The following is a 12653-nucleotide window of genomic DNA, read 5'->3' as shown; positions in this document are numbered from 1 at the left end:
GTTATGGTATCAAGCTCAACTATTAAAAAGCTTGTAGAGAGTAAAGCCTCCAATCTGCCGGAGAGACTTAAAGAAGAGCTTTTGGAGAAGCTCCTCACTTATAACGAGAAGTACAAGCTGAAGAAGGCAGAAATTGAGGCAATAATTGATGAAGTTGTGGGCGAATACGAAAAAGCTCTAATAGAGCCTGGAGAGGCTGTAGGAACTGTTACCGCCCAATCGATTGGAGAGCCCTCCACACAGATGACACTTAACACATTCCACTATGCAGGTGTTGCTGAGATTAACGTTACCCTTGGTCTCCCAAGAATCATTGAAATTGTTGATGCAAGAAAGAACCCATCAACTCCAATTATGACAGTTTATCTCGACGAGGAGCATAGATACGACTCAGAAAAGGCTCGTGAGGTTGCGAGGAGAATTGAGGGAACAACTCTCGAAAGCCTTGCCAGAAGCATGACGCTTGATATACTCAACATGGAATTCGTGGTTGATGTGGACCCAGAACGCCTTGAGAAAAGCGGTTTAACAATGGAGAAGATTCAAGCAAAGCTCGAACGCTCATTCAAGTCGGCGGAAATAGAGGTTGATGGAAACACATTGATAATCAGAATGAAAAAGGCTAAGGGTGTTTCAACATTAAGAAGACTCGCCGATAAAGTTAAAAAGCATCGTCTAAAAGGACTGTCAGGCGTAGGAAAAACAATTATCAGAAAAGAGGGAGATGAGTACGTCATCTACACAGAGGGATCAAACTTCAAACAGGTGCTCAAGGTTCCGGGCGTTGATCCAACAAGAACAAGGACGAACAATATCCATGAAATAGCTGAAGTACTTGGCATTGAGGCGGCAAGAAATGCTATTATTGAAGAAATAACAAGAACGATGCAGGAGCAGGGTCTTGAAGTAGATGTCAGGCATATCATGCTCGTCGCTGATATGATGACCCTTGATGGTATTGTGAGACCTATTGGAAGGCACGGTGTGGTTGGTACAAAAGCAAGTGTGCTCGCTAGAGCTGCATTCGAGATTACCGTTCAACACTTACTCCAAGCTGCCGAAAGGGGAGAGGTTGATCCCCTCAACGGTGTGGTCGAAAACGTATTAATCGGTCAGCCCGTTCCAGTTGGAACGGGAATCGTTAGGCTGGCAATGAAGTTACCGATTAAAAAATCCATAGAAGAGTAGGGAGGTGTAGGTAATGGATTTAGCATTTGAGCTTAGAAAAGCCCTTGAAACAGGAAAGGTTATCATTGGTTCAAACGAAACAGTTAGGCTTGCCAAGGTCGGGGGTGCAAAGCTCATTATCATAGCCAAAAACGCACCAAAAGAGCTTAAGGATGACATCAACTATTATGCAAAGCTCAGCAATATTCCAGTTTATGAGTTCGAGGGGACAAGCGTTGAGTTAGGCACAATGCTCGGTAAGCCCTTTGTAATCGCATCACTGGCAATAGTAGAGCCTGGAGAGAGCAAAATACTTGCACTGGCCGGAGGTAAGTGAGCATGCCACTCAAGCTAAATACTGACCAGATAAAGTATATAGCACTCTTTGAGAGCTTTACAGGAGCAACAGTGCTCGATTGCTTAATCGACTCACCAAGGAATCGCTTAATATTTGTCATCAAGAAGGGAGAAATGGGTTTGGCATTAGGCAAAAGGGGCAGCAACGTTAAAAGGATACAAGGGATGTTAGGAAAGGACATTGAGCTCATAGAACATTCAGAGAATCCAGAAGAATTCCTCAAGAACATTTATAAAACAATGGGCGTAAGGATTAAAAAAGTTCACATAACTGAAAAGAAAGATGGAAAAAAAGTTGCCCTCCTTGATGTGAATCAAAGGGATAAGCCTAGGGCGATAGGTAGAGGGGGGCAAAATATAAACCTCGTCAAAGAATTAATGGAGAGGCATCATGGGATTGAGGAAGTTGTGGTAATTTGAGGTGATGATCATGGCTGGAAAGAAGGCTCCTTACGGTGAATTTGCTGGAAGAAAGCTCAAGCTTAAGAGAAAGAAGTTTAGGTGGAGTGACATAACCTACAAGAGAAGGGTACTTAGGCTCAAGGAGAAGAGTGATCCACTTGAAGGTGCACCACAGGCGAGAGGAATCGTTCTTGAAAAGATTGCAGTTGAAGCTAAGCAGCCAAACTCAGGTATGAGAAAAGCAGTTAGGGTTCAGCTCATCAAGAACGGTAAAGTGGTTACCGCTTTCACCCCCGGTGACGGTGCTATCAAGCACATTGACGAACACGATGAGGTTATCATAGAGGGAATTGGCGGTCCAAAAGGTGGATCCATGGGTGACATTCCAGGAATTAGATACAAGGTTGTCATCGTTAACAGAACTTCTCTTAAAGAGATAGTTAAGGGTAGAAAGGAAAAGCCAAGAAGGTGATGCTCATGGCCAAACCACTAGAAGAGAGATTTTTTGTCCCAAAGGATCTCAAGGTTTTCGGGAGATGGAGTGTTGAGGAAGTAGTCGTTGAAGATCCATCGCTCAGACCTTACATTAATCTTGAACCAAGAATTCTTCCTCACAGCCACGGAAGGCATGCTAAGAAGCAGTTCGGTAAGGCAAACGTTCATGTGGTTGAGAGACTTATAAACAAGGTAATGAGAAGTGGTGCTTCAAGCTACAAGATCGGCGGTCACTTCATGAGAAGAGAGCACCGCTCATTGATGAGCAAGAAGATGAAGGCTTATGAGGTCGTAAAAGAGGCTTTCAAGATCATTGAACAGAGAACAAAGCAGAACCCAATCCAGGTTCTCGTTAAGGCAATCGAAAACTCCGCCCCGAGGGAAGACACCACAAACATCATGTTCGGTGGAGTTAGATACCACCTCGCAGTTGATATCTCTCCAATGAGAAGGCTTGATGTTGCCTTGAGAAACATCGCCCTCGGTGCATCAGCAAAGTGCTACCGCAACAAGATTAGTTATGCCGAGGCGTTGGCTGAAGAGATTATTGCAGCAGCAAACAAGGATACAAAGAGCTTCGCATACAGCAAGAAGGAAGAAATCGAGAGGATTGCACAGTCCTCAAGGTGAGCTCTTTTATTTCTTTTTCAGCGGCAAGACGATTGTGCTTTCCCCTTTGTACCTTTTAATTCCCTCAGAGAGCTCGAACTCGACTTTTACAGTAATTGAGATTGCATCTGCTTTTTCTGAAGGGATCAAAATAAAGTCTAACCTTGTGCTCCCTAATCCTTGAAAACCGAGATCAGGAACTTCTAGCTCAACAGAATTATCTTTATCCCTCTGGAATTTTATAGGGTTCCAAGGATACCCATCTGGAGTCTTTAAATAAACTTCTGCAGTCGCATTTGGGATTATCACAAGCTTTAAGCTCTTAAGCTTTCCACTTTCTCTGTGCCATATATGAACGCGAAAAGACATTAGGTTCTCTGGATAATAACCTCGCCTCATAAGGGAAACAGTTGCAATTCTTTCACCTTTTGAATCATAAAAGAGGGAATGAACTTCATCACTCTCTACTATATTTTCACTTCTGAGGTCTTCAGCTGAAAGGGCTTTAACGCCCAACGTGCAAATAGCAAGTAGCAAAATCAGAGGTATCAGCACTCTAACAGCTCTGTTCATAATCCCCCTTAAGCCTTATGTTTTTGGAGTATTTATGCTTTTTCTTCTGCTTCAAATCCTAAAAAGGTCAGTGCGACAGAGCTTTCCCAAGCCACTTGGCAAGTGCAACTATTGTCAAAATAGGTGGTAATCCAGGTGCGTTTGGTAAGACACTCGCATCGCAGACGTAGAGGTTCCTTATTTTTGTTTCAAGATTCTCATCCACTACGCTTCCAATAGAGGCAACCCCTCCAACGTGCGCTCCTTGAGGCTTTGAAACAAATATGGACTTTGGATCCGCCCCCATTTTTTCTAATATTTCTCTTGCTATGGCAGAACCTTCGTTTATCCTTTTCCAATCATTCTTTGTTACACCTTTTGAAACACTCCCATCTGGGTAGACTCTCCCCGATGCATCATCCGCAATCTTCACCATTATCCCTACAAGCTTATCTGTGGGCATTCTAAATCCCTTCAGGCCTGCTTCCATGAATCTAACTGTTCTGTTGGCATTTATATGGGGGGATAGTATGAAGCCTTTCTCCTCGTGGAATTCATGGTCAACAAGTGCCATAAGAGGTTCACGAACTTGGTGTAATCCTTTTGCTTTGCCATACACATTTAAGAGGATATCAATGAACAAGTTCTCTCCTGCCTCAGATATTCCCGAATTTTGAAGAATGATTGGAGTGCTTAGGGCACCTGCGGCTAATATGACATTATCTCCTTTAATTTCTACATATCCGTTCTTCCCTTTTCCTTTAATGCCTTTGACCTTCCCGTTTTCGGATATTACCTCTCTAACTTTAGTTTCATACATGACTTCAGCTCCATGGGTGATAGCATCGTCCAGATAATCCAAGGCCGTCCACTTCGCACTCTGAATACACCCAAAAGTGCAGCTCCCACATCTCACACATTTATCGAAGTCCAAAAATTTCGGCATCGGCTCCATCTTGTAGCCCAATTCCTCTGCTGCTTCTCTCATTTTAATTGATGCCTCTGATAGCAGATTTTCAGGTGTTGGGCCAATTTTCATTTCTTTCTCTGCTTCTCTAAACTCTTCTTCTAACTCTATTCCAAAATCCTTAAACTCTTCTTGAAGGCATCTAGTTCCGTTTCCACATGAGACAACCGTTGAGCCGCCTGCCATTATGGTTCTCCATAGAATCACGCCTTCTTTTGATGTCCTTGGGGTTTTATATCCAGTTGTTTCAAAATATCTGAGGGCATCTTTGAAAGTACCCATCTTTTCCTCGTATTTTCCCGCTTCTATGATAAGAACATTCTTCCCTCTTTTGGCAAGCTCTCTCGCGACTGTGGCCCCTCCGGCCCCAGAACCCACTACTAGATGGTCATATTCCACAAAATCACCTCCTTTTTGCAGATGATTAGAAAAGATTACAAGAACCGCTGCCTTGTAACTGATGATTTATGTTTGATGATGGAATCTTCATGTATATACGCTTTTGGGTTTAGAAGAGAAAGAGTTTGGTTCTAGTTCACAAGGTTTGTACTATCGTAGTAAGCTCTTTCCTATCATGTCCTCGGGCTTTTCAACACCAAAGAACTTCAGGATAGTGGGGGCTATATCATAAAGGCTGGCATTATCAATGTCTGCACTCTCAAATCCCCACAGAATTAGTGGAACTTTCATTACTGGCTCGTTCATCGAGCCGTGCATTCCTTTTACCCAGTAGCTTGACCCTTTGATCCAATCACATACCCTGTGGGAGCAGAACCAATAACCAGGCTTTGCAGAGACTATGATCTCTCCACTGTTTGGAGTGTTTAGATGGGGCAAATCCTCTCTGAAAAAGACGTACCTTACGCCCGGAGCTCTCTTTAATAGTGAATACGCTTCCTCAGCTTCTGTAGGGTTTTTTAGATAAACGTGCACCCCTCCACCAGATGAAACCCTTAGTGTTGCAATGCCGTGTTTTTTGAGATAATTCCTCAGGTTCACCCATGTGTGCACATTTTCTTGCCCGTGATCGGCAAAAATTATAAATGCGTACTCCTCTCTAAGCCTCTCCCACAAAACGTTTAATGCAGTATCTACAGTTTCAACAGCTTTCATAGCTTCGTCGCTTAAAGGCCCGTAATCGTGCTGCATTCCATCTATTGAGCAGAAGTGAACCAAAAGTAAATCGGGTTTGCACTCTTCATAGAGATACAAAGCTGAATTCAAGACCCAGCGGTCTTTTCTCCAGTCTCTCCCGTGCTCTCTATAAAGTTTATCGTCGCTGAAAAACGGAGGAAAGATTCTAACATGCGTTCCGCTGAAGGGAGGCATTGTATAGCCACTAACAGAAGCACTCCTTATCCCCTTTTCTCTGAGGATGTCAACTACCGTTCTTGCCTTTATGGCTTTGTGCGGATTAAAAGCAATTTCGTAGTCGTAAAAATTCACTTTCCTATCGGTTATTCTGTCATAGTAACCGTTTTCTACAACCCCATGCATCCGTGGAGGGACTCCGGTAACTACAGTCGTATGGACTAAATCCGTAAGTGTAGGGAATATCGACTCCACTACTTCAAAGAACCCTTCATCCGCTAGCTCACTTAAAAACGGCATGTGTTTTAAATTGTAGGCCCCGTTGCCATCGATGCTTATAAGTGCAAGTTTTTTCCTCATAGATTAAGCTACGGAAAGTTGGTTAAAAAGTTTAAGTTTAGAATTCTAATTGGAGAGAGCTTACTATTACTATCCCTCATCTTTTTCTTTTGGTACCTCTGTCTCTTCTAGTTTTTGGAACTCTCTTAGAAGTAGTGCATACTGTCTTTTCTCAAGAGCTTCTTTCATTATGGGTACTACTATGACCGTATTTGTGAGGACAGCGTGATCTTTTAGAGACGTAAGGAACTTGAAGACAGAGTCAAATCCGTTCTCTACAACGAGGTATTCAAAACCATCGATTACAATACTTTTTGGTTCTTTTTCGGATCTCATGAATGTAATAAGTTCATGGGCGAGGCGTTCAAGGTTTCGCGGATGAACTGTTCCGGGTTTGTCAATCTTTGCAAGCCACAAGATCGGAACACTTGATCCTACCTTAGCCTTTAGCTCTTCTGGATTTTGTCTTGTTATTATTATGACTTTTCTTCCCTGTAAGAGAGGTTTACATTTCTCGCAGACTCCCCTCAAAGGCTCCTCTATATATAATCCTGGAGGAAGACTTTTGGCAACCTCACCTGGAATTGTTGGAATGACGGGAATTAACCTGTACCTCTGGGTTAGAGTCCTAAACAGCTTTATCCATGCATATACCAAAAGAACACCGAAGATGTTTATTAAAAAGTTGGCAAGGCCGTTGAGTGTCTTGGCGGTACTATTATCTATATCGATGAAGCCTGCTCTATCTAGGTTTAAGGGCAAGAAAAATATCTTTGATATAGCGTAAAAGACAAAACTAATCACAAGAAGATCATAAAACTTTAAAATTGACATAGGTGTTTCTCTTCTTTTTAACTCCTTTCGCACTAGAATAGCCAAGATAACCACTACAAAACGGAGAACTAAATTTGCAACCGCATTGACCGCACCTATCCAGTCCGGCATATGGTTTCCCCAGGATGTGAAAAACTCCATATATTTTAGGCAATTGCATTATATAAAAGTTACCTTATGGTAATTTAAAGTAATAATCGAGTGTTCTCTGCTTTTTCATCCCCAAGATCCAGCTTTTTTCTAGATATTTCTCAAGCTTTAGCTCAAGGAATTTCCTAAGTTCATTAAGGGCTTCTTGGAGTGTGTTAAATCTCCCTACAGGGTTTTCCAAGGCCTTCTTTACTCCAACTCTTATCTGCCACACACCTACGGGAGCATAGTACTTCGGGGTAACTTCCCTGAATACTATTATTCTCGCCTGCCTTTTTCTTCTCCTGAGACTCTCAAGAACGCTCAAACGGGCGGCATAGTACGCTCCGGTGGTCTCTTCAGCGTAGCCCTTAATCCCACGAAAGTCTTCATAGTCATGAATTACCTCGGGTTCATCGCTTCCAAACAGAGAACCCTTAAGCCAAACCTCTAAGAGCTCAAAGGCATAAGTTTCTGGCATTAAAATAACAGCATATCTGTTACCTAAGAACTCGTAAAAGTAGAGCTCAAACTCGTTTATGGGCCCATAATGCAGGATTTCTCTCCTTAGTCTTTTACCTATTGTATCCTGCACAGCTGTGATGCTCCACCTTGTTGGAACGAGCTTCCTGTTGATCCCCAGAAGTCCGGCTGAAAGCAGCCTTATTATGTAGTACTCATCAAAGCCCCAGCTGTAGAGCCGCATTATTGCCTGTTCAGCTTTTAGTTCATCGCTAACCACGTAATCCGTTTTCCTCGGAATTTTTGGATTTTCTGTGAGCTCAAAGTCAAGAAGTTCTGCCTTTGGCCCTATTGGAGGGGCAAATTCACTTGGAAGAACTTTTAGAACTGGTCTTCTCTTGAGAAGAATCTCGCTGTCCACGGGCTTTACTGACATTGCCAGCTCTTGGACTTCTCCAAGAATTCTTCCGCTTTTTCTTACGTTAACATCTGCTTTCATCTCCCCCATTACAAGAAGAGAGCGGTAGTAGAGGATATCCCTTATCGTTTTGTTCTCCCACTTCAGAGGATTGTCCAGATGAGAGGTGTTTCCTTCTATAGGCGGCACAAGAGGTCCGATGCGAACCTTTGGATAGCCGTACTCACCAACGAAGATGCTGGGTGGTGAAGAGCCAAAGATATCTCTTCTGTCTATCTTTTTCTCAATGCTCCTGGCTACTCTAAATCTCTCGAGAATGGGACATGTGGGTCTGCCGCAGAGCAGCTTTCTACCTTTGCACAGGGCGCACAGTCTGGAGTTAAATAATTCCATCATTGTTGGATAGCTAGCGAGGTATTTATATCTTTGTCTTGCACTTATAGACTACGGAAAAGTTAAATATAATTAGCAGTGTATTTTTATTGATGGTATTTAGTAATATTGTTCTCATAACTGCATGTGGAAATAAAAAGGAGAGTACTCCTCAGCCAGCGGGTAAGTTATATAAATCTTCCAGAATCCGACATTTATATCATCGATCAAAGGAACTTGGAGTGCAGTTTTACATCCTAAGTGCGAAATATGGGTTAATTAACGCTGATACAGTAATTGAGCCTTATGACCAAATAATGACAAAAGAAAGAGCGAAAGAACTTTTGCCACAAGTTAAAGAGGTTCTCAGAGGTTTTGATGTCGTGATATTCTACCGAGGTGGAGCTAGAAAAGAGTATAGAGAACTAATTGAAAGAGCTTGCAAGGAAATTGGTGTTAAACTTGTTGTTTTTGGATACGGAAATATGGGAGATATTGGGAAGTTAGAGGTGATATTAAATGGGTTCGTTTCCAAATCATCAAGCGAGGCTCATATTGGATCCAGGTATGAGAAAAGCATTTCAAAATGAATTTTTAATACTTCCTCAAGAGATCCGAGAAAAACAGGAACTTCTTACTACTATCTTACAATTCATATGGGACATTCTTCCGGAGATTATAAAAAGCAATTTTCCCTTGGAGATAATGGGATATGACAACCAACGCATTTCTCCATATGAATTGGAAATTAGAAGTTTCAAAAAGAACTCTCAAAAGTTCTTTATGTCAAGAGAGGAACTTATTAAAAATCTTGACCTTGATACTATGGCACGACTTCTTCAACATCCAAAACTTGAGATCATTGGAATAGACGAATCCAAAGTAGAAATACCCTTTCAGGGAAGTACATACGCCTATTTAAAAAGTGTGGCGTTTAGAATATACAAAACAGACAATGGGCAAAAAGAAGCTGTAGGCCCCATTGTAAGGGATCTCAAGATTTCATTCAGAGATGATCCATTTTTTGAAAAGGAGGCTCAGTTCTGGGGATACCTCAGGAACTTATTTATTGCAATAGTTGCAATTGAGGAATCTATCAAAAGTGGGTATCATCCAGTGGTATTCTTACATGGACCCCTTGTAAGAGCCATTGGGGGATTTACTGATATTTTTCTAACAAAGGAAGATGCTGAACGTGTTTTGAGCCTAGAGATAATAACAAAAGAAGGTGTTCTTGGGCCAGATAGTGATGAAGGTAGAATCACTCAGAAGAACATAGGGGGAGAGAGTTGGCTTCGAGAACTTCACGAAGAAGAAACAAGCTTAATAGACAATCCTGAAGGGCCCGGTAAAGTCTATGCAGCTCAAATTATTTATTCAGAAATCTTGAAAAAGATAGAAAAAGGCATAGATTTTCAGAACAGAGATAAATGGGAAAATGCAATACCCTATGATGTATCTAAACGACGTCCTATCTCATTTGAAGAAAGAAAATATTATTCTGGTATAACGTTATATTTTTGGTTGTTGAGAAAGCTCTACAATATATGCAAAGAACACAATGTTCCATTGATAGCAGTTGTTGAGAATATTGAGCGATCTACTGAGTTTGTACAATATGTTCTCCCTCCGTTATTTTTAAGGATTTATACAAATCCAAACTCCCTAGATAGAATCCCCGCGGAGATTATATCACTATTTGGAAAGGGAGATCGGTATCATCCCTCATTTGACAACGTGTTAAAAGATCTAAAACAAGGATTATACACTGCGAGAAAAGATTTCTATTGGCATATCTTCAAACTAATTAAAGCAATCAACATAACAGATTCTGTTATTGTAACAAATATCCTTACTGAAGGAGATTACACAACTCCAATCCAAACTCATAGATACGAAACAAGAGATTTTTTTGAGTCTCATTTGGGTCACGCAGAGTATGGAATAAAGAATGATTACGGGCCAATATTAGAATACTACTTCAGTTCCTCAAAATACAGAGTTGTATTCTCTTACCTACGATCAACTCCCCTGAGAGAACCTATTAGAGTTGAATTTTTTGATATTTATGAGAATTATCATGAGATTTTGGGTGCAACATATCTTTTAGCGTTACTCTATCCAAATTATGGACTTCCAATTGTTCTATACTATACAGATAAAGTTGCAAGAACTCACAGTAATTACTTCAAAAAGGCGTTGGAATACGTTCTAGTTGAAATTTTAAAAGAAGGCTGGAATGTTAAAGCCGAGAAGCTGTTTAGATTGTTTAAAAATGAACTCTTTACGCGGAATTTTTGGTCGAGGTGATATAAGATGGAAAAAATAGGGATTATTGTCGAAGCTACCTCCACTTTGAACTTTAAGTTCGTCATAACAGATGAAAGTGCAGAGAAAGAAAATCTGGTCTTCAGTTATGTAGAAGTCCCCTTGAACGGGAACGAGAAAATAATTGGTAGAATTCTTGATGTGAAGAAAGAAAATCCCCTACTAAGCATTGAACAGGCGGGAGCACTAGCCAAAGAACTAATTGAAGGCATAGGTTTGTCTTTTCCTCCAGAAAGATACACTTATGCTATAGCAGAATGTGAAGTTGTTGGATTATTGAAAGAGGAGAAACTTAGACAAAATCGTAAACCCGTACCTCCAGGAAGAGAAGTGTACCCCCTAGGTAGAGAAAGCCTGAAAGTTCTGTTTTATGATAACTCCCCTGAATACATCCCAATAGGAAAAATTGAGAGCTTTGGATCAACCAGCGAGATTCCAGTCACAATTGATGGCAATGAGCTTGTAACAAAACATTTTGCAGTCTTTGGAATGACAGGCTCTGGGAAAACTAACACCTCCGCGAAAATAATAGAAGAACTTGCAATGAGAGGGTACAGAATCATTATTTTTGATCCTCACGGAGATTACTTCTCTTCCGTCGATCCTAGAAGGAGTATAGTTAACTTTGATGGAATTTTTATCAACTCAAACGGGGAAAATCTAAAGCCAAGAATATTGGCCCAACTGAATGAAGAGGGCGTTGACATTCCCGAAAATAGTCTGTTACCACTCCTACAAACACTAGCCATTCTCAAAAATGAACCGATATGGAGCTTTTTTGAGTATGAAGACAATAAACCTACTAGACTACGTGAAGATATCGTTAAGATACTTAAAGATTCCAAGTGGCGCGAAAAACTCGTGGATAGTCCCCTCTTCAAATTCCAAAAAGAACTGACTACTAAAATTAAGCGGCATAATATATTCCCAGAATTAAAATACTATGGTAGAGGCTTTGATGGATATACCCTCCGCCTTATTGAGGGATTTCTTGGAGAGGAGTTCACTTCTGCCCAAAAACGACATCTCTTCAAATTAATAAAAGTTCCTGGAAAAGGTAATACATATATAGACGCGATTATAAATAAACTCCAAACATTGCCTTCAAATGAGATACGATATGACACAAGACAGGCATTAGAAGGCAAATTCAAAGTTCTTAAGCTAATTTACAATGATTTACAAAGGATGGCAACTCCTGCAGAGATTGACAAAATCTGCCAAGATATCTTTCTGAAGTCTGGAAGCGACAAGAACATCCATGTGTTCTCCTTATATGAGCTACCAGAAAATATGAGAAAAGTAACTGTCTATGCAATAATTGAATATATCTTTAGGGCGTATAAGTTTGGGATTTATAATGAAACCGAGAAGATAACAACAAGAATTCCAGAATCCAAAAGATATCCATTGTTGTTTATTTTAGAAGAAGCTAGAAGCTTAATTCCGGCACATGCTGCACAAAATAAAGACTATGCAGGTTGGTTAGCAGTTTCTGCACTTAGAGACCTAGCTTATGAAGGAAGAAAATTCAAATTATCCTACGGTATTATCTCACAAAAGCCCGCTACTGTCGATGCAGAAGTGGTATCTCAATGCAACACCCTGATACTTCATCAATTAAAAAACCCAGATGATCAAGATTATGTTAAAAAAGTTACAGAAGGGTTAACAAAGGTTGAGATTGAGATGCTAAAGAACATTGGAACTGGAAAAGCTGTTATAACAGGAACTGCGACCAAGTCCACAATATTAGTAGAGGTATTTAAGAGATACAGCCTAGAGGGAGTTATAAAGCCCACACCACTAAAGGATGCCCTCGAAGAATTTAAAATCGATGAGTTAAAAAACCAACTTAGTTTATAACTTTCTTGGTGGCTTGAATCATGATCCCTTTTTTTGTTTTAGATA

Annotated in this window: 13 protein-coding genes; 8 read left to right on the top strand and 5 right to left on the bottom strand. The window is 40.8% G+C overall.

The genetic code is table 11. From position 1 onward, the window contains the following. The first annotated feature begins 3 nt into the window (after positions 1–3). From rpoA2 to ACZ5NL_RS03740, 5 genes are read left to right on the top strand one after another with little or no spacing between them, the layout of a single operon-like run. Positions 4–1188 carry a DNA-directed RNA polymerase subunit A'' gene (rpoA2, locus tag ACZ5NL_RS03760; RefSeq protein ID WP_087036732.1) on the top strand — a complete coding sequence of 395 codons (1185 nt, stop codon included), beginning with the start codon at positions 4–6 and terminating at the stop codon, positions 1186–1188. 13 nt (positions 1189–1201) lie between these two features. After that, positions 1202–1504 (top strand): 50S ribosomal protein L30e, encoded by a 303-nt coding sequence (locus ACZ5NL_RS03755; protein ID WP_004068065.1) that lies wholly within the window; start codon positions 1202–1204, stop codon positions 1502–1504. A gap of 2 nt (positions 1505–1506) precedes the next feature. Next, entirely contained in the window at positions 1507–1944 is a 438-nt protein-coding gene (locus ACZ5NL_RS03750) for a NusA-like transcription termination signal-binding factor (protein ID WP_087036730.1), read from the top strand. A 10-nt stretch (positions 1945–1954) separates the two neighbouring features. Beyond that, a complete protein-coding gene (locus ACZ5NL_RS03745; RefSeq protein ID WP_004068063.1) occupies positions 1955–2398 on the top strand; it encodes a 30S ribosomal protein S12 in 444 nt (147 codons plus the stop codon). Between the two features lie 5 nt (positions 2399–2403). Then, the gene (locus ACZ5NL_RS03740; RefSeq protein WP_464842997.1) at positions 2404–3051 is read left to right on the top strand and encodes a 30S ribosomal protein S7; all 648 of its coding nucleotides are present in this window, start codon (positions 2404–2406) and stop codon (positions 3049–3051) included. 6 nt (positions 3052–3057) lie between these two features. Here ACZ5NL_RS03740 and ACZ5NL_RS03735 read toward each other — a convergent pair whose 3' ends face one another. The 5 genes from ACZ5NL_RS03735 to ACZ5NL_RS03715 form a co-directional block, all read right to left on the bottom strand. Continuing rightward, the gene (locus ACZ5NL_RS03735; protein ID WP_464842996.1) at positions 3058–3603 is read right to left on the bottom strand and encodes a hypothetical protein; all 546 of its coding nucleotides are present in this window, start codon (positions 3601–3603) and stop codon (positions 3058–3060) included. A gap of 67 nt (positions 3604–3670) precedes the next feature. Continuing rightward, the gene (locus ACZ5NL_RS03730; RefSeq protein ID WP_464842995.1) at positions 3671–4948 is read right to left on the bottom strand and encodes an FAD-dependent oxidoreductase; all 1278 of its coding nucleotides are present in this window, start codon (positions 4946–4948) and stop codon (positions 3671–3673) included. A gap of 150 nt (positions 4949–5098) precedes the next feature. After that, entirely contained in the window at positions 5099–6220 is a 1122-nt protein-coding gene (locus ACZ5NL_RS03725; protein WP_464842994.1) for an alkaline phosphatase family protein, read from the bottom strand. 69 nt (positions 6221–6289) lie between these two features. Continuing rightward, a complete protein-coding gene (locus ACZ5NL_RS03720) occupies positions 6290–7144 on the bottom strand; it encodes a DUF835 domain-containing protein (RefSeq protein WP_464842993.1) in 855 nt (284 codons plus the stop codon). A 64-nt stretch (positions 7145–7208) separates the two neighbouring features. After that, a complete protein-coding gene (locus ACZ5NL_RS03715) occupies positions 7209–8438 on the bottom strand; it encodes an Nre family DNA repair protein (RefSeq protein WP_464842992.1) in 1230 nt (409 codons plus the stop codon). Between the two features lie 89 nt (positions 8439–8527). Here ACZ5NL_RS03715 and ACZ5NL_RS03710 point away from each other — a divergent pair, with 89 nt between their 5' ends. Genes ACZ5NL_RS03710 through ACZ5NL_RS03700 form a run of 3 tightly spaced genes read left to right on the top strand, consistent with a single transcriptional unit; the run spans position 8528 to position 12608 of the window. Continuing rightward, a complete protein-coding gene (locus ACZ5NL_RS03710; RefSeq protein WP_464842991.1) occupies positions 8528–9004 on the top strand; it encodes a DUF6884 domain-containing protein in 477 nt (158 codons plus the stop codon). After that, entirely contained in the window at positions 8934–10724 is a 1791-nt protein-coding gene (locus ACZ5NL_RS03705; protein WP_464842990.1) for a DNA double-strand break repair nuclease NurA, read from the top strand. Before ACZ5NL_RS03710 ends, ACZ5NL_RS03705 begins: the two co-directional genes overlap by 71 nt. 6 nt (positions 10725–10730) lie before the next feature. Then, complete coding sequence (locus tag ACZ5NL_RS03700; protein ID WP_464842989.1) at positions 10731–12608, top strand: ATP-binding protein; 1878 nt, start codon at positions 10731–10733, stop codon at positions 12606–12608. Positions 12609–12653: the final 45 nt, after the last annotated feature.

It is taken from the genome of Thermococcus aegaeus (assembly GCF_055393685.1).
This window is presented reverse-complemented; position numbering and strand designations above follow the sequence as displayed.

Bases quoted from the DNA above. Each gene is read 5' to 3' on its own strand.
- ACZ5NL_RS03745 (WP_004068063.1), top strand. From the start codon at position 1,955: ATGGCTGGAAAGAAGGCTCCTTACGGTGAATTTGCTGGAAGAAAGCTC.
- ACZ5NL_RS03725 (WP_464842994.1), bottom strand. From the start codon at position 6,220: ATGAGGAAAAAACTTGCACTTATAAGCATCGATGGCAACGGGGCCTAC.
- ACZ5NL_RS03755 (WP_004068065.1), top strand. From the start codon at position 1,202: ATGGATTTAGCATTTGAGCTTAGAAAAGCCCTTGAAACAGGAAAGGTT.
- ACZ5NL_RS03715 (WP_464842992.1), bottom strand. From the start codon at position 8,438: ATGATGGAATTATTTAACTCCAGACTGTGCGCCCTGTGCAAAGGTAGA.
- ACZ5NL_RS03720 (WP_464842993.1), bottom strand. From the start codon at position 7,144: ATGCCGGACTGGATAGGTGCGGTCAATGCGGTTGCAAATTTAGTTCTC.
- ACZ5NL_RS03710 (WP_464842991.1), top strand. From the start codon at position 8,528: ATGGTATTTAGTAATATTGTTCTCATAACTGCATGTGGAAATAAAAAG.
- ACZ5NL_RS03750 (WP_087036730.1), top strand. From the start codon at position 1,507: ATGCCACTCAAGCTAAATACTGACCAGATAAAGTATATAGCACTCTTT.
- ACZ5NL_RS03735 (WP_464842996.1), bottom strand. From the start codon at position 3,603: ATGAACAGAGCTGTTAGAGTGCTGATACCTCTGATTTTGCTACTTGCT.
- ACZ5NL_RS03700 (WP_464842989.1), top strand. From the start codon at position 10,731: ATGGAAAAAATAGGGATTATTGTCGAAGCTACCTCCACTTTGAACTTT.
- ACZ5NL_RS03705 (WP_464842990.1), top strand. From the start codon at position 8,934: ATGGGTTCGTTTCCAAATCATCAAGCGAGGCTCATATTGGATCCAGGT.
- ACZ5NL_RS03740 (WP_464842997.1), top strand. From the start codon at position 2,404: ATGGCCAAACCACTAGAAGAGAGATTTTTTGTCCCAAAGGATCTCAAG.
- rpoA2 (WP_087036732.1), top strand. From the start codon at position 4: ATGGTATCAAGCTCAACTATTAAAAAGCTTGTAGAGAGTAAAGCCTCC.